Source organism: Ectopseudomonas oleovorans (assembly GCF_003052605.1).
Taxonomy (GTDB): Bacteria; Pseudomonadota; Gammaproteobacteria; order Pseudomonadales; family Pseudomonadaceae; genus Aquipseudomonas; species Aquipseudomonas oleovorans_A.
The window spans coordinates 24339-39266 of sequence record NZ_QASO01000136.1; the positions used below are offsets into that span (position 1 = coordinate 24339).

At 63.1% G+C, this 14928-nt stretch carries 15 protein-coding genes and 1 pseudogene; 8 read left to right on the plus strand and 8 right to left on the minus strand.

Translation table 11 applies throughout. The annotated features are described in order from the left end of the window. Window positions 1–80 precede the first annotated feature (80 nt). Window positions 81–386: a DUF1145 domain-containing protein gene (locus tag DBO86_RS24830; RefSeq protein WP_108235157.1), complete on the plus strand. Its 306-nt coding sequence runs from the start codon at window positions 81–83 to the stop codon at window positions 384–386. After that, the gene (locus DBO86_RS24835; RefSeq protein WP_084341331.1) at window positions 379–1140 is read left to right on the plus strand and encodes a collagen pro alpha-chain precursor; all 762 of its coding nucleotides are present in this window, start codon (window positions 379–381) and stop codon (window positions 1138–1140) included. The genes DBO86_RS24830 and DBO86_RS24835 overlap by 8 nt, the downstream gene beginning before the upstream one ends. 37 nt (window positions 1141–1177) lie before the next feature. On the opposite strand, the gene DBO86_RS24840 is transcribed toward DBO86_RS24835, so the two are convergent. Next, on the minus strand, window positions 1178–1642 hold the full coding sequence (locus DBO86_RS24840; RefSeq protein ID WP_108235158.1) for a CopD family protein: 465 nt from the start codon (window positions 1640–1642) through the stop codon (window positions 1178–1180). Window positions 1643–1781: 139 nt separating this feature from the next. Here DBO86_RS24840 and dinG point away from each other — a divergent pair, with 139 nt between their 5' ends. Next, window positions 1782–3926 (plus strand): ATP-dependent DNA helicase DinG, encoded by a 2145-nt coding sequence (dinG, locus tag DBO86_RS24845; RefSeq protein WP_108235159.1) that lies wholly within the window; start codon window positions 1782–1784, stop codon window positions 3924–3926. 5 nt (window positions 3927–3931) lie between these two features. Here the strand turns inward: dinG and mnhG are convergent, their stop codons facing one another. Genes mnhG through mbhE form a run of 6 tightly spaced genes read right to left on the minus strand, consistent with a single transcriptional unit; the run spans window position 3932 to window position 9692 of the window. Continuing rightward, window positions 3932–4273, minus strand: coding sequence for a monovalent cation/H(+) antiporter subunit G (gene mnhG / locus DBO86_RS24850; protein WP_004423812.1), 342 nt, complete (start codon window positions 4271–4273; stop codon window positions 3932–3934). Then, window positions 4270–4581, minus strand: a complete 312-nt coding sequence (locus tag DBO86_RS24855) for a monovalent cation/H+ antiporter complex subunit F (RefSeq protein WP_004423813.1) — start codon at window positions 4579–4581, stop codon at window positions 4270–4272. The genes mnhG and DBO86_RS24855 overlap by 4 nt, the downstream gene beginning before the upstream one ends. Then, on the minus strand, window positions 4578–5075 hold the full coding sequence (locus DBO86_RS24860) for a Na+/H+ antiporter subunit E (protein ID WP_108235160.1): 498 nt from the start codon (window positions 5073–5075) through the stop codon (window positions 4578–4580). Before DBO86_RS24860 ends, DBO86_RS24855 begins: the two co-directional genes overlap by 4 nt. Beyond that, window positions 5075–6571, minus strand: a complete 1497-nt coding sequence (locus DBO86_RS24865; RefSeq protein ID WP_108235161.1) for a proton-conducting transporter transmembrane domain-containing protein — start codon at window positions 6569–6571, stop codon at window positions 5075–5077. The genes DBO86_RS24860 and DBO86_RS24865 overlap by 1 nt, the downstream gene beginning before the upstream one ends. Beyond that, on the minus strand, window positions 6568–6972 hold the full coding sequence (locus DBO86_RS24870; protein ID WP_104727071.1) for a sodium:proton antiporter: 405 nt from the start codon (window positions 6970–6972) through the stop codon (window positions 6568–6570). Before DBO86_RS24870 ends, DBO86_RS24865 begins: the two co-directional genes overlap by 4 nt. Next, window positions 6972–9692, minus strand: a complete 2721-nt coding sequence (mbhE, locus tag DBO86_RS24875; protein WP_108235162.1) for a hydrogen gas-evolving membrane-bound hydrogenase subunit E — start codon at window positions 9690–9692, stop codon at window positions 6972–6974. The genes DBO86_RS24870 and mbhE overlap by 1 nt, the downstream gene beginning before the upstream one ends. Before the next feature lie 220 nt (window positions 9693–9912). On the opposite strand from mbhE, the gene DBO86_RS24880 reads away from it, so the two are divergent. The 5 genes from DBO86_RS24880 to DBO86_RS24905 all read left to right on the plus strand — a co-directional run bounded on the left by DBO86_RS24880 (window position 9913) and on the right by DBO86_RS24905 (window position 14617). Beyond that, on the plus strand, window positions 9913–11058 hold the full coding sequence (locus DBO86_RS24880; RefSeq protein WP_108235163.1) for a serine hydrolase domain-containing protein: 1146 nt from the start codon (window positions 9913–9915) through the stop codon (window positions 11056–11058). A 226-nt stretch (window positions 11059–11284) separates the two neighbouring features. After that, on the plus strand, window positions 11285–11938 hold the full coding sequence (locus DBO86_RS24885) for an OmpA family protein (protein WP_004423819.1): 654 nt from the start codon (window positions 11285–11287) through the stop codon (window positions 11936–11938). Window positions 11939–12019: 81 nt separating this feature from the next. Then, window positions 12020–12667 carry a pyridoxamine 5'-phosphate oxidase gene (pdxH, locus tag DBO86_RS24890; RefSeq protein ID WP_074860415.1) on the plus strand — a complete coding sequence of 216 codons (648 nt, stop codon included), beginning with the start codon at window positions 12020–12022 and terminating at the stop codon, window positions 12665–12667. 427 nt (window positions 12668–13094) lie between these two features. Next, window positions 13095–14219 carry an alkene reductase gene (locus tag DBO86_RS24900; RefSeq protein ID WP_108235165.1) on the plus strand — a complete coding sequence of 375 codons (1125 nt, stop codon included), beginning with the start codon at window positions 13095–13097 and terminating at the stop codon, window positions 14217–14219. Window positions 14220–14311: 92 nt separating this feature from the next. Further along, a complete protein-coding gene (locus DBO86_RS24905) occupies window positions 14312–14617 on the plus strand; it encodes an ArsR/SmtB family transcription factor (protein ID WP_004423824.1) in 306 nt (101 codons plus the stop codon). A gap of 83 nt (window positions 14618–14700) precedes the next feature. Here DBO86_RS24905 and DBO86_RS24910 read toward each other — a convergent pair. Then, window positions 14701–14928: pseudogene (locus tag DBO86_RS24910) on the minus strand (IS5/IS1182 family transposase); the annotation flags it as partial.

Below are 14928 nucleotides of genomic sequence, written 5' to 3' on the forward strand. Positions count from 1 at the left end.
ATATTCCCTCGCTCTGGTGGTCCGGGCCGCGACCGGTTAACGTGCAGCGCTATTAGAAAAACCAGAGCAAGAGGGCGGGGATGAAAGCATTGTTGATGATGGGCAAGGCGTTGGCCTTGGCCTTCTGGCTGGTATTTGCAGCGGCGCTGGCCAAGCGTTTTGGCGCGCCGTTCGAGCAGCTCGTCTATCTGCTCGCGGGCTTTCTTGCGCTGCTACATGGGGTGCAGCTGTGGCTGTTCTCGGGGCTCCTGTCCGGTCGCGCTAGCCCCTGGCTGGATCGTGTACAGGTCCTGCTGTTCGGCATTTTTCACCTCTATCCGCTGAAGGCCGAGCAAGGGCCTGAAAGCGCTGCTGCTACAGTGCTCGAGGAGGCGGCTCATGCGTAGTCTCGCTCTGTTGCTCTGCCTGTTCGCAGGTCCGTCGTTGGCCGCTACGCAGGTCACGGTGGCGTCCAATACGCTGATGCGTTTGCCGGTCGCCAGTAGCAGCCTGCAGCTCGAACGGCTGGAAGTGGCGGATCAGGCGACCCTGATGATCCCGGCAACGGTGACCGAGTTGCATATCGGTGAGTTGCTGATGGGCCGCGACGCGCATATTGGCGTTGCGCCCAGCGATCAGCCACTGCGACTGGTGGTAGAGGACGCCAATATCGGCCCGGGCGCCTGGATCAGCGCCAAAGGTGCCGCTGGTACTTACACCCGGCCAGCCACGGCTGGGCGGGAGATCAAGCTCAAGCTGCACAAGCTGACATTCGAATCCTTGACTCTCGATGTGCGTGGTGGTCAGGGCAGACCGGGTTATGCCGGGCTCGATGGCGCGCATGGGCAGCCGGGTGGTTGCACCTGGGGTCAGGCCAGTGCTGGCCACGATGGTCAGGACGGCACCGATGGGCATGAAGGTGCTGCAGGCGGTAGCGTGGTGCTGGAGGTGCCGCACCATGTCGAGGTCGAGCGCATGCAGGTATTGCTCGATGGCGGCGCGGGTGGTGCCGCCGGTTCGGCGGGGCGCCCCGGTCGTGGGGGCGCTGCCAAGGGCTGCCTGCTCTACGGCGTAGAGGGTGCGGCCGATGGCAAGCCTGGCCAGCCTGGGCGCGAAGGTGCGGCGGGCCGCAGTGGTGCCGTGCAGGTCTTCCGTTTCTGAATCATCGCTGCTGCCTGGGTTCGCCAGGCAGCAGCAGTCAGAATGTCGGGCGCATGGCCGCCAGCGTCATCAGCGCCAGGCCGATCAGCAGGTTGCTGCCGACCAGTCTGCGAATTCGCCCCAGCATCTCACCGCCTGCCGGCCAGTTCTCGCTCTCAACGGCGCGCCGCAGCTCCGGTAGCTGCAGTGCCTGAATACGCAGGAACAGGGCGAGCATCACCAGGTACAAGCCCATCATGATGTGCACATAGCGCGGTGCGGCATCGAAACCGGCATAGCTCATGTGCAGCATGCCGATGCCAGTCAGGGGCAGGACTGCTACCGCTATCCAGACCCAGACGAAAAAACGTTTGAACACACTCAGCCATAGGCGCAGGCGTGCTGGCGGCTCCAGTATGTCCACCGCCGCCGGGCGCAGGATCATCCAGGCGAAGAACATCCCGCCAACCCATACGACGGCGGCCAGCAGGTGTAGCGCATAGAGTGGTGCGTAGGGTGTCATGCGGTATCTCCAGGGGGCCGTTTGGCAGGTCGGTTCATTCGATTGGCACGCGACTCAGCGCCAGATCGACAGGCGCGCTATGATAGCGGCCGCTCCGCGAATACTGAAAATTTATCCAGCCTTTTTCGTTTCAGAATCCATGCTCAGTACCGAACTCAAGTCCCAGATCCAGGGCGCCTATTCGCGCTTTCTCGAAGCCAAGTCGCTCAAGCCGCGTTATGGCCAGCGCCTGATGATCGCCGAAATCGCCAAGGTGCTCGGCACCATCAAGACCGATGACGAGGGCAAACGTCTGGGTGATCCGGCCGTGGTCGCGGTCGAGGCGGGCACCGGTACGGGCAAGACGGTGGCCTACAGCCTGGCCACCATCCCCACCGCCAAGGCCGCTGGCAAGCGCCTGGTGATCGCCACCGCCACCGTGGCACTGCAGGAACAGATCGTGCACAAGGATCTGCCTGATCTTTTGCGTAACAGCGGCCTGAATTTCAGCTTCGCCCTGGCCAAGGGTCGTGGCCGCTACCTGTGCCTGTCCAAGCTTGACCACCTGCTGCAGGACGGCGCCGCGCAGAGCGCCACCGCGCAGTTGTTCGAGGAAGAAGGTTTTCGCATCGATGTGGATGAACAGGGTCAGAAGCTGTTCACCGCGATGATCGAAAAGCTCGCCGGCAATAAATGGGATGGCGACCGCGACAGCTGGCCGGAGGAGCTGGAGGACGTGCGCTGGGCGCAACTGACCACTGACCATAGCCAGTGCACCAACCGCCACTGCCCGAATTTCCAGCAGTGCGCCTTCTACAAGGCGCGCGAGGGCATGGGCAAGGTCGACGTGATCGTCACCAACCACGACATGGTGCTAGCCGACCTCGCGCTCGGCGGCGGCGCAGTACTGCCTGACCCGCGCGAGACCATCTATGTGTTCGACGAGGGCCATCACCTTCCGGACAAGGCCATCGGCCACTTTGCCCATTTCACTCGCCTGCGTTCCACCGCCGACTGGCTGACCCAGATCGACAAGAACCTGACCAAGCTGCTGGCGCAGAACCCGTTGCCGGGCGATCTCGGCCGCCTGATCGAACAGGTGCCGGAGCTGGCCCGCGAGCTCAAGACCCAGCAGCAGTTCATGTTCACCGCCTGCGAAGAAATCGCCGACTTCAAGGCCGGCGAAGACATGGAAGGCCGCGAGCGCCCGCGTCACCGCTTCGTCGGCGGTGTGGTGCCGGAGCACCTGACTGAGTTGGGGCTGGAGCTGAAGAAGGGCTTCTCCAAGCTCAATGACCTGTTCACCGGCGTTACCGAGCTGCTCAAGGAGGCCATGGACGGCGAGGGCGCCGTGGGTATCGCCAGCCACCAGGCCGAGGAGTGGTATCCGCTGTTCGGCAGCCTGATGGCGCGTGCCAAGGGCAACTGGGAACTATGGTTGGCCTTCACTGCTGAAGACCCGGAAGAAAGCCCGCCGATGGCACGCTGGCTGACCCTGGCCGAGAGCGGTGCGCTGTTCGATATCGAGGTCAACGCCAGCCCGATCCTCGCCGCCGAGACCCTGCGCCGCAATCTGTGGAATGTCGCCCATGGCTGCCTGGTGACATCCGCGACGCTGACCGCGCTGGGGACCTTTGACCGCTATCGCATGCGTGCCGGGCTGCCCAAGGCGGCGGTCAGCGCCATCGTGCCGAGCCCCTTTCATCATGCCGATGCCGGCTTGCTGCGGGTACCGGATCTGAAGGCCGACCCGCGCGAGGCGGCTGCGCACACGGCGGCCATCATCCGCGAGCTGCCGAACCTGGTGGCCGGCAGTCGCGGCACGCTGGTGCTGTTTTCCTCGCGCAAGCAGATGCAGGACGTGTTCGACGGCCTGGATCGCGACTGGCGCAAACGGGTGTTCATCCAGGGCAACCTGTCCAAGCAGGAAACCCTGAACAAGCACAAGGCGCGCGTCGATTCAGGCGAGGAGAGCGTGTTGTTCGGCCTGGCCAGTTTCGCCGAGGGTGTCGACCTGCCCGGCGCCTACTGCGAGCATGTTGTGATCGCCAAGATTCCCTTCGCCGTGCCGGATGACCCGGTGGAGGCGGCGCTGGCCGAGTGGATCGAGGCGCGTGGCGGCAATCCCTTCATGGAAATCGCCGTGCCGGACGCCTCGCTGCGCCTGGTGCAGGCCTGCGGCCGCCTGCTGCGCACCGAGGCCGACCGCGGCACCATCACGTTGCTGGATCGCCGTGTGGTGACCCAACGCTACGGCAAGGCCATCCTCAATGCCTTGCCGCCGTTCCGCCGGCAGATTGACTGACTGATCTATTCACCGCCCCTGTTGCGCTGCTCCAGCTCATCACCCAACCGCCCGAGCGTCGGCCGAATGCCGGCGCGGTGCGCAGCGCGGGCGATGGCGTGAGCGGCCAGCGGTGCGCTGGCCAGCAGAATCAGCAGGCCGATAAAGGCCTCCAGTGCCAGCTCGCCACTGCTGGCCAAGGCCACTGCGCCAAGTAACAGGACCGCGCCGAGAACCCCGGCCTTGCTCGCCGCATGCATGCGGCTGTAGCTATCGGGCAGGCGCAGCACTCCAATCGCGCCAAGCAGAGAGATCACTGCGCCGCTCAGTACCAGCAGCGAGGCCAGCCAGGCTTGTACTTCGTTCATGGGCGTTCCTCGCTCTTCTCCGGCATCTGGCTGTGAGCGTCATCGAACAGGAAGGCGAAGGCTGCCGTTCCAAGAAACGACACCAGTGCCAGCAGCACGGCGACGTCGATGAACAGCGCCTCACCGCGCATCAGGCACAGCAGCGCCATGGCGGCGACCGCCAGCAGGGTGAGGGCGTCGATGGCCACCGCCCGATCCGGGCGGCTCGGGCCGCGCAGCAGGCGATAGAGGCTGATCAAACCGCTCAGTGCGAGCATGGCTGCAGCCAAGGGCAATACCCAGGCGGCGCCGGCCAGGTGCAGGGTCATGGCGTTACTCCTTCGGCTTTGCCGGCGTCGAGCCAGGCCAACAGACGGCGTTCCAGCTCGATGAGGGTTTCGGTCACGTCCTCACGGTGACGGGCATCGAGTGCGTGGATATAAAGCAGGCCTTGCTCCTCGTCATAATCCAGGGCCAGGGTGCCGGGGGTAAGGGTCAGCAGGGTGCCGAGCAGGGTCACCTTGTCCACTTCGCGGCGGGTCACCGGGTAGGCCAGCACTGCTGGTTCCACATCGACCCGACGCGCCAGCACTAGAGTGGCGACGTGGTAAGTCGCGAGGAACACCTGGGCAATGAACCACAAGCAGAAGCTCACACCATGCTCCAGGCTGCGTGCGTAACGGCGCAGGCGCCCGATTGCCAGGCCCAGCAGGCGAGCGAGCAGGTAGAGCAGGGCGAAGGCCAGCAGACCGCCACCGAGATGGCCGGCGCCGAGACTCCAGGCCAGACCGACGCTGGCCAGCAAATGGATGATGAACAGCATCAGGTACCTCCTGCGCCAGTGAAGGGTTGCAGATAGGCTTGCGGGTCGGCGAGCTGCGCGGCGGCCGCTACGGCGTAGTCGATCAGCGGGCCGGCGCCGAGGCCGATCAGCACGGTCAGCAATGCCAGGGCGCTCATGCCCACCCAGGCCGCGCGCATGCCAGTCACCCTTTGCAGCGCCTCTTCACCGCGCGGATGAGGCTTGAGGAAGGCCTCGTTCCAGATCTTGTTCATCGATAGCAGGGTGAACACACCGGTCAGCAGGGCGATGCCCGCCGCCCACCAGGCAGCGGCATCCAGGCTGGCCTTGACCAGCAGGAACTTGGCCCAGAAACCGGACAGCGGCGGAATACCCGCCAGCGACAGCGCCGGAATGGCGAACAGCAGCGCCAGCCAGGGCATGCGCTTGTACAGCCCGCCCATGTCGGCCAGGCGCTCGGAGCCGCAGATGCGTGCCGCCAGGCCGCCGATGAAGAACAGGTTGGCCTTCACCACGATATGGTGGATCAGGTAGAACACTGCACCGGCCAGCGCCAGCGGGGTGGCCAGGGCGAGGCCGAGGATCATGTAGCCGACCTGACTGACGATGTGGAACGACAGGATCCGGCGCACCTCGGTCTGCGCCGCCGCGCCCAGCACACCCACCAGCATGGTGGCGCAGGCGACCCACAGTAGCAGTTGATGCGGCAGGCCATGCTCCGGCCAGAGCAGGGTCACCAGGCGGATCAGCGCGTAGACGCCGACCTTGGTCAGCAGGCCTGCGAACATCGCCGACACGGCTGTCAGGGCGACGTGATAGGTGGCCGGCAGCCAGCCGAACACCGGGAACAGCGCAGCCTTGATGGCGAACGACAGCAGCATCAGCAGCAGCGCCGGCGTCACGCCCGGTGGCGCCTCACCGCTGCGCATGATCATGGCCAGCTCACCCATGTTCAGCGTGCCGCTGGCGCCGTAGACCAGGCCGGCGGAGAGCAGGAAGATCAGCGTGGCGAACAGGTTAAGGGCCACGTAGGTCATGCTGCCGGCCAGCCGGCGGCTGCCGCCGCCAAGCGCCATCAGGGCGAAGGAGGCGATCAACAGCACCTCGAACCAGACATAGAGGTTGAAGATGTCGGCGGTGATGAAGGCGCCGCAGATGCCGGTCAGCAGACCCTGAATGAACAGGTGAAAGTCGCGGCCGATGGTGCTGTCGTTGTCCTTGGCCACGCCATAGAGCAGGGTGACCAGCGCGACCAGGGCACTGATGGCGATCATTACCGCCGACAGGCGATCGATCACCAGGCTGATGCCGAAGGGCGCCTGCCAGCCGCCGACCTGGCCACTGAGCACCACGCCTTGCGCGGCCTGCCAGACCAGCACCAGGCCTACAGCCAGCAGCAGTGCGGTGCCACTCAGGCTGAGCACGCGCACGGCCTGCAGGTGGCGGCGCAGGATGATCGCCAGCAGCAGGCTGCAAAGGGGAACGAGGACCGGCGCAACCAGTAGCGCGTGATTCATCGGCGAGCCTCCGTACCATGGGCGTCCTGTTCGTGCTCGCTGTCGTGCCAGTCCGGTGCCGGTTGCTCGGTGATTGCGCTGACCGAGTCGGTGGTCTTGTCGCCGTGCAGTTCGCGGGTGCGTTTGAGCAGTGCCAGCGTGAAGATGAACAGGCTGAAACCGATGACGATGGCGGTCAGTACCAGCGCCTGCGGCAGTGGGTTGGCCGTGCTGGCAGCGTTGCCGGCCTCGACGAAGGCCGGGCGTTCACCGAAGAAACGGCCGGCGGTGAGAACCCCCAGGTTGATTGCGTTACCCAGGACCACGACGCCCAGCACGACGCGCTTGAGGTTGCGATCCAGAAGCATCCACAGGCCCAGACCCGCCAGGCCACCAGTGGTGATTGCAGCTAGCCATTCCATTACTGGCGAACTCCCGTGAGCTTGTCGATCATGTGCAGGGCGGAGCCGAACACGGTGAGGAATACGCCGACATCGAAGAGCAGGGGCGTACCCAGCGGCAAGCCGCCGGGGAAAGTCCACAGACCGGTGAGAAAGGCGCTGCCGGCGATCAGCCCGAGGATACCGGCGCCCGCCGCGCAGCCCAGGCCAATGCCGATCAACTGCGCGGGGGCCACGGGCAGTACGCGGCGAATCTGTCCGTGACCATAGGTCAGCACCAGCAGAATCAGGCCGCAGGCCGCCACCAGGCCACCGATGAAACCACCGCCCGGCAGGTTGTGGCCGCGCCACAGCAGCAGCAGCGAGCCAGCCAGCATCAGCCAGGCCAGCGGGCGCAGGCCCTGGCGCAGCAGTGGCGAATTGAAGGCGTCTTCGCCGCTGTGTTCATTGCCGACGCGTTGGCCGGTGCCCAGCAGGCTGGCTGCGGCGAGGGCGGAGAGCGCGACCACGAGGATTTCGCCGAGGGTGTCGAAGGCGCGGAAGTCCACCAGAATCACGTTGACCACGTTATGCCCATGACCACCCGGCAGGCTGTTGTCCTGATACCACTGGGCGATGTCGCCTGGCAGCGGCAGGCTCACTGCGAGCAGCAGGGCGCCTGTCACACTGAGGCCGAAGAGAATCGCCACGCCGGCATGCAGGCGGCGCTTCCAGGGAGTGCGGGCGCCGCTGGCCGGCACGGTGGGCATCTTGCGAAACACCAGGGCGAGGAAGATCAGACTGAGGGTTTCCACCATCAGCTGAGTCATCGCCACGTCCGGTGCATTGACCGAGACGAACACCAGTGCCAGGCCCAGGCCGCAGGCGCCGAGCGCGGCCAGCAAGGTCAGGCGGCCAGGCAGGAACGCCGCTGCCACACCGCCGGCCAGTGCCAACAGGCAGCCGGCCAGGCCCAGCGGCGAGATCGGGCTGTAGCTGCCCTGCAGCAGTTGCGGCAGCGCCGGCAACAAGCCGACCGCCAGCAGGCCGCCGACCGCCAGGGCCAGCAGCACCAGATGCTGACGCAAGGAGCCGTGCTGGAAACGGGCGGCAAGCAGACCGGCGAAGTGGAAAACGCGTTTAAGCAAACGATCCCAGAGCAGGTCACCACTGACGTTCCAGGCCGCGTTGGCACGATCAAGCGCCTGCCGTACGCGGTCGCGCATCACGTAGAACAGCACGCCCAGCGATACGGTCAGCAAGCTGGCCAACAGCGCTGGAGTGATGCCGCCCCACAAATACAGGTGCACATCCACCGGGCCGCGCGCCACGGCTTGCACCGCGTTGTTCACCAGCCAGGTCTCCGGCCAGGCATTCCAGGCGCCGAGGAGGAAACCGCCGATGGCCAGCAGCATCGGCCCCAGCCACATCGGCAAGCCGACTTCGTGCGGCGTGCGCGGGTAATCGCCACGCTTGCCGAGGAAGGTCTGTAGGAAGACCAGGCCGGCAGCGGCGAACAGCAGGGCGTTGGTAAGGATCATCACCAGCGTTACCGCCCAGCCGATATGACCCATCTCGATCAGGCCGGTGTACTTGAACTCCTTGGCGATGAAGCCGAAAAACGGCGGCAGGCCGGCATTGGAGAATGCCGCCAGGGCTACTGCCGCACCAGTCAACGGCATGAAGCGGATCAAACCGCCCAGGCGTGCCAGCTCGCGGGTGCCGGTGGCGTGGTCGATGGCGCCGACCGCCATGAACAGCGCGCCTTTATAGAGAGAATGCGCCACCAGATAGAGCACAAACGCCTGCAGGCCATAGCTGGTGTTGGTGCCGATCAGCATGGTCAGCTGGCCCAGCACGGTCACCGTGGTGTAAGCCAGCAAACGCTTGAGGTCGGTCTGGCGGAAGGCCAGGAAGGCACCGAGCACCGCCGTGGCGGCGCCAATGGTGATCAGCAGCGTACCCCAGCCGACCGAGCCGCCGAGTACCGGATTGAGTCGCGCCAGCAGGTAGATACCGGCCTTGACCATGGTTGCCGAATGCAAATAGGCCGACACCGGCGTCGGCGCGTTCATCGCGTTGGGCAACCACAGGTGGAAGGGCACCTGCGCCGACTTGGTGAAGCAGCCCAGCAGTACCAGCGCCATGATGGCCGGCAGCAGCACATGGCCTTCGATCTGCTCGGCGCTGAGGTTGGAGAATTGCCAGTTGCCCGTCGCGCCACCGAGCAGAATCAGCCCCGCCAGCAATGCCAGACCACCGCCACCAGTGATCAGCAGCGCCTGCAGCGCCGCCCGGCGCGATACCGCTTTGTCGTGTTGAAAACTGATCAGCAGGAAGGAGGCGATACTGGTCAGCTCCCAGAACACGAACATCGCTACCAGGTCGTCGGCCAGCACCAGGCCGAGCATCGCCAGCATGAACACCAGCAAGTAGGCATGAAAGCGACCGAGGTGGGCGTGGCTGGACAGGTAACTGCCGGCGTACAGCACGATCAGGCTGCCGATGCCGCTGATCAGCAGGGCAAATACCAGCGAGAGGCCGTCCAGGCGTAGGCTCAGGTTGATATCCAACGCCGGAATCCAGCTGACGCTCTGTATCACCGCGCCGCCTTCGGCGATCAGCGGTATTTGTTGAATGAACCAGATAAAGGCCGCCAGCGGTGCCAGCATCAGCAGCCAGCCAGTGCGGGCACCCAGCAGACGCGTCAGGCCTGGTGCCAGTATTGCAGCCAGGGCAATCAGGGACAGTAGGTAGAGCACTGGTTTCTCCTGTACCGGGCGTCGAATCCAAGGCGGCCTGACGACTACGTATCCACCGTAGCTGCGCTATTCAGGGCGTATTGGTCATATCAGGCCGCATTTGTTTCATCATAGGAAAAACCAATCGAAGATCGCTATTTTATGAAGTTTCAGAACATTGCATGATAGGCGGCTGCCATCATTGGCAGTATTGAGATAAGCAGCGAAACAGGAGAACAGCGTGCAGATTCAGGGCTATTTCGACTTGCGCTTCGAAGCGGTGAGGGACGCATTCGCCGCACTGTTCGACGACGCGCAGGAACGGGGCGCGGCCCTGTGCGTGAAGGTCGGCGGGGAAACCGTGGTCGACCTGTGGGCCGGAGTCATGGACAAGGACGGCCAGCAGGCCTGGCACAGCGACACCATCGCCAATCTGTTCTCCTGCACCAAACCCTTCGCCGCCGTGGTGGCCCTGCAACTGGTGGGCGAGGGCAAGCTCGACCTGGATACGCCGGTGGCGCGCTACTGGCCGGAGTTCGCTGCAGCCGGCAAACAGCGCATCAGTGTGCGTCACCTGCTCTGCCATCAGGCCGGCTTGCCGGCGTTGCGCCAGGCGCTGCCCGCTGAGGCGCTGTACGACTGGCAGACCATGACCGGCGCGCTGGCAGCTGAAGAGCCTTGGTGGCCGCTGGGCGAGGGTCATGGTTATGCGCCCATTACCTATGGTTGGCTCATCGGTGAGCTGATTCGCCGTGTGGAAGGCCGTGGCCCGGGCGAGAGCATCGCTGCGCGCATCGCCAAGCCACTGGAGCTGGATTTCCATGTCGGCCTGGCTGACAGCGAGTTCCAGCGCGTCGCCCATATCGCTCGCGGCAAGGGCAACCTCGGCGATGCCGCCGCGCAGCGCCTGCTCAAGGTGATGATGAGTGACGCCAATGCCATGAGCACGCGCTCGTTCACCAACCCGCCGTCGATCATGACCAGCACCAACAAGCCGGAGTGGCGGCGCATGCAGCAGCCGGCCGCCAATGGTCATGGCAACGCGCGCAGCCTGGCGGGTTTCTATGCCGGTCTGCTCGACGGCAGCCTGCTCGATGCTGACCTGCTGGGCGAAATGACCCGCGAGCACAGCGTCGGTGACGACAAGACCCTGCTGACTCGCACCCGCTTCGGCCTGGGCTGCATGCTCGATCAGGCCGACGTAGCCAATGCCACCTATGGCATGGGCGCCAAGGCTTTCGGTCATCCCGGCGCTGGTGGCTCCAGTGGTTTTGCCGACCCGGAACGAGACCTGGCATTCGGTTTCGTCACCAACAATCTAGGACCGTTCGTCTTGATGGACCCCCGCGCGCAGAAACTTGCGCGACAGATTACGGACTGTATCTGATTGAAACGGCTAAACTTGCGCCAACCGTTCAGTACCAACCATAACAGGCCGTTGAAAAACGTAGGCGAGGCAGCCAGTGCAAGGCAAAAACAGGCGAAAAAGCGCAGTTTACGAGTTGTAAATGAGCATTTTGAGCCTGTTTTTAACGCAGCAATGGCAACGCAGGTAGTTTTTCAACAGCCTGATAACGAATCGACCATTAGATCTGTTTGACCCCGGGGGCTACATGCGTGCCAACAAGATTTTTGCCTTTACCTGCTGCCTGCTGATCGCGGGCTGCGCCGGCTCGGAAAAGAAGGAAGTCGCCAAGCCGGCAGTGATGCCACCGCCTCAAGTTACCCGCGCTTGGCTCGACGAGTACGAGCCGAAACTGCGTGAAGCGGTCAAGGGCAGCCACTTCGAGTTCGAACGCCGCGAAAACCTGCTGGTGGTCACCGCCCCGGTACAGGGCTCGTTCAATCCGGATCGCCCGCACATGCTGCTACCGGTCAGCCTCGGCCCCATCACCCGCGTAGCCAAGTTGCTGGAAAGCGACGAAGACGTTGCTGTGGTCGTGCTCGGCCATGCCGACAGCAGCGGTGACGACGCCCAGAACCGCGACCTGAGCCAGCAGCGTGCGCGGGCCGTGACGTCCATCTTCCGCCTCAGCGGCCTCAAGCAAAACCGCCTGCAGGTCATGGGCCTGGGCTCCGACGCACCCCGTGCGGCCAACGACAGCGCGGCCGGTCGCGCACTCAACCGCCGCGTGGAGATTCTCCTGACTTCGCGTGACACCATGCAGGGTCTGATCGCCAAGTACAGCCAGCCGGCCAAGGCGGAGCTCAAGGATGCACCCAAGGTAGCTGCCGCAGATCAAGGAAAAGTGAGCAAGTCGGAGTAAGCTTGCGGGCATTTCCACCCTGCGCGGGCAGGCACTAGAAACCAGACGGATTGGCTTCTGGCCCTGCCCTGAGGAATTGCCATGACCCAAACCCTGGCCGATATGCGCCGCGACTACACCCGCGACGGCCTGAGCGAAGCCCAGGCCCCGCTGGAACCCTTTGCCCTGTTTCGTCAATGGTTCGATGACGCGGTCAAGACCGAGCAACTGCCGGTCGAACCCAACGCCATGACCCTGGCCACCGTCGACGAAGACGGCCGCCCGCACTGCCGGGTACTGCTGCTCAAGGGCCTCGACGAGCGCGGCTTCACCTTCTTCAGCAACTACGACAGCGCCAAGGGCCGGCAACTGGCAGCACGCCCGTTCGCCGCCATGACCTTCTTCTGGCCCAGCCTGGAACGCCAGGTGCGCATCGAAGGCCGCGTGGAGCGCGTGACCGCTGCCGAATCCGATGGCTATTACCAGGTGCGTCCTTTGGGCAGCCGTATCGGCGCCTGGGCCTCGCCACAGAGCAAGGTGATTCGCGACCGCGCCGAGCTGGAAAGCCTGCTGACGGAAACCGAAAAACGCTTCCAGGGCCAGACTCCCCATTGCCCTCCGCACTGGGGGGGCTACCGCCTACTGCCGGAACGCATCGAATTCTGGCAGGGTCGTCCCAGCCGCCTGCACGACCGCCTCAATTACCGCTTCAAGGGCGAGGCCTGGATTCGCGAACGGCTGGCACCTTGAGGGACTGCCCATCAGGTTTGGCACTGGCGAAACTCTACCGTTAACGAGCAGTGCGGATTGCGTTGAGTCGTGACGCCAAATAGGTGTTCCTTGTCTTGGTTCCCCTGGCTGCATGGCTCCTGCTGTCGGTGTACCTCGGGTATGTGGGGAGGAAGCCTTGGCTGACATTGTTGAAAGCCAGGAGCGACACGCTGCCCCACTCCCAGCGGCAGGGTATTCTCCGTGTGCAGGGTTGCGAAGCACTCCAGGTTCTCGGGGTGATCTTTGAATCTATATATTTGCATTTCTAGATATATGGGTTAGAGTTGCTGCCATTCGGCAGTCCCTCAATCAACTCTCCTACTGGAAGCGCGTTGAGCTAAAGCCGTCTCTGAAGTGAGGCGAAGCGTCTCGTTAGATCTGTATTTTTAGATATCTGGATTTAATAATGAGTATCAACAAACTGTTTAGCCCGACAAGGATCGGCCCCTATGATCTCCGTAACCGTATTGTGTTGCCGCCGCTCACTCGCTCGCGTAGCTCGCAGCCGGGGAACATTCCCAACGACTTGATGGCTACCTACTATCGACAACGAGCCAGTGCGGGTTTCATGGTCACAGAAGGAACTCAGATCGAGCCGCGAGGCCAGGGCTATGCTTGGACCCCGGGAATTCACAGTCAAGAACAGATCGAAGGCTGGAAGAAGGTCACCGAAGCGGTACATGCAGAGGGCGGCGTAATTTTTGCGCAGCTGTGGCACGTTGGCCGGGTGTCCCACACCTCGCTGCAGCCAAATGGCGATGCTCCTGTAGCGCCATCAGCACTGCCAGCCCGTAGCGTGAAAGTGTTCATCGAAACGGGGCCTGGTACGGGTACCCTGGCTGATCCGTCTGAGCCAAGGGCGCTTTCCACTGCAGAGGTGAAAGAGCTCGTCCAGCTCTACGCCACAGCAGCGCGTAATGCTTTAGAGGCTGGTTTCGATGGGGTAGAACTGCACTGCGCTAATGGCTATCTGGTAAATCAATTCATTTCAGCACACACCAACTGCCGCACGGATGAATATGGTGGAAGCCTGCAGAACCGTCTGCGATTCCTGCGCGAGATAACACACGCTGTCGCTGACGTGGTGGGCGCTGATCGTTTGGGCGTGCGATTTGCTCCACTGTTCGCAAGCACCGATGAGCTTCGGGTCTATCTGGGCCTTTTGGAAGATAATCCACACGAGACGTACATCGAGGCCGTCAAGGTACTCGAGGAAATCGGTGTCGCTTACCTGTCGCTGGCCGAAGCAGACTGGGATGAGGCTCCGGAGTTGCCAGCTACATTCCGCAACGCGGTACGAGAGGTCTTCAGTGGTCGCATTATTTATGCGGGGCGGTACACGGCGGAGCGCGCTGTCGCAGCGATCGACGCCGGTTGGGCTGACTTAATTGCCTTCGGTCGCCCCTTCATTGCCAATCCAGACCTTCCGCAACGGATCGCCAATGGCTGGCCGCTAAACCCAGTGGATGCCAGCAGCATGTATGGTGGTACCGAGAAAGGTTACATTGATTACCCCTTCTATGAAGGCTGACAGCGCCAGGGCTGCGCGCCTCGTCGGAGTGCGCGCAGCAACTAAAATTGAAATATCGTAAAATAGCGAAAACCAGCCATGTGTCATTGACTATGAACATCGACCTCAGCGAAGCGCTAAAGGCTCTGGATAATCCAACACGCCTCGCCATCCTCACCCTGCTCAAGAATCCAAGGAAGAACTTTCCTGAGCAGGAAGCAGATCCTGATCAGCTTGGTGTGTGCGTGAGCATCATCCAGGAAAGAGTAGGGCTGTCCCAGTCGACCGTATCAAACTACCTCGCAGCCCTTCAGAGAGCTCAGCTGGTTACATCCCAGCGCGTTGGCCCCTGGACTTACTACAAGCGCAATGAGAAGAAGATCGAGCAGTTGCTGAGCGCGCTTGAGAAGACCATTTGATACTCAGCGCCGAATGGCTACAGCCTCGCGGTGTTGTTTTAGCTCCCGGTAGGCGTGAGCGTCGGCTAGGGTCTGTTGCCGTTTCACATAGGTAACCAGAGAAAGGCACAGGCCATGGCCACGACGCTTTCGTAATTTCTCTTGAGTTTGTCGAACCGAGATGCCACCGCCCGGTAGTGCTTTAGCCGGGCGAGGGCGTTCTCCATCAAGTGCCGGTTGCGGTAAAGGCCTCTGTCCAGATCCGCGTGGCCTTTCACGGAGTTACGCTTTCTCGGGATCACGGCCTTGGCCCCTTGTTGCTCAACCTGCTC

Bases quoted from the DNA above. Each gene is read 5' to 3' on its own strand.
- DBO86_RS24900 (WP_108235165.1), top strand. From the start codon at position 13,095: ATGAGTATCAACAAACTGTTTAGCCCGACAAGGATCGGCCCCTATGAT.
- DBO86_RS24860 (WP_108235160.1), bottom strand. From the start codon at position 5,075: ATGCTGTTCATCATCCATTTGCTGGCCAGCGTCGGTCTGGCCTGGAGT.
- DBO86_RS24840 (WP_108235158.1), bottom strand. From the start codon at position 1,642: ATGACACCCTACGCACCACTCTATGCGCTACACCTGCTGGCCGCCGTC.
- mnhG (WP_004423812.1), bottom strand. From the start codon at position 4,273: ATGAACGAAGTACAAGCCTGGCTGGCCTCGCTGCTGGTACTGAGCGGC.
- DBO86_RS24835 (WP_084341331.1), top strand. From the start codon at position 379: ATGCGTAGTCTCGCTCTGTTGCTCTGCCTGTTCGCAGGTCCGTCGTTG.
- DBO86_RS24855 (WP_004423813.1), bottom strand. From the start codon at position 4,581: ATGACCCTGCACCTGGCCGGCGCCGCCTGGGTATTGCCCTTGGCTGCA.
- dinG (WP_108235159.1), top strand. From the start codon at position 1,782: ATGCTCAGTACCGAACTCAAGTCCCAGATCCAGGGCGCCTATTCGCGC.
- pdxH (WP_074860415.1), top strand. From the start codon at position 12,020: ATGACCCAAACCCTGGCCGATATGCGCCGCGACTACACCCGCGACGGC.
- DBO86_RS24865 (WP_108235161.1), bottom strand. From the start codon at position 6,571: ATGAATCACGCGCTACTGGTTGCGCCGGTCCTCGTTCCCCTTTGCAGC.
- DBO86_RS24885 (WP_004423819.1), top strand. From the start codon at position 11,285: ATGCGTGCCAACAAGATTTTTGCCTTTACCTGCTGCCTGCTGATCGCG.
- DBO86_RS24870 (WP_104727071.1), bottom strand. From the start codon at position 6,972: ATGGAATGGCTAGCTGCAATCACCACTGGTGGCCTGGCGGGTCTGGGC.
- DBO86_RS24905 (WP_004423824.1), top strand. From the start codon at position 14,312: ATGAACATCGACCTCAGCGAAGCGCTAAAGGCTCTGGATAATCCAACA.
- DBO86_RS24830 (WP_108235157.1), top strand. From the start codon at position 81: ATGAAAGCATTGTTGATGATGGGCAAGGCGTTGGCCTTGGCCTTCTGG.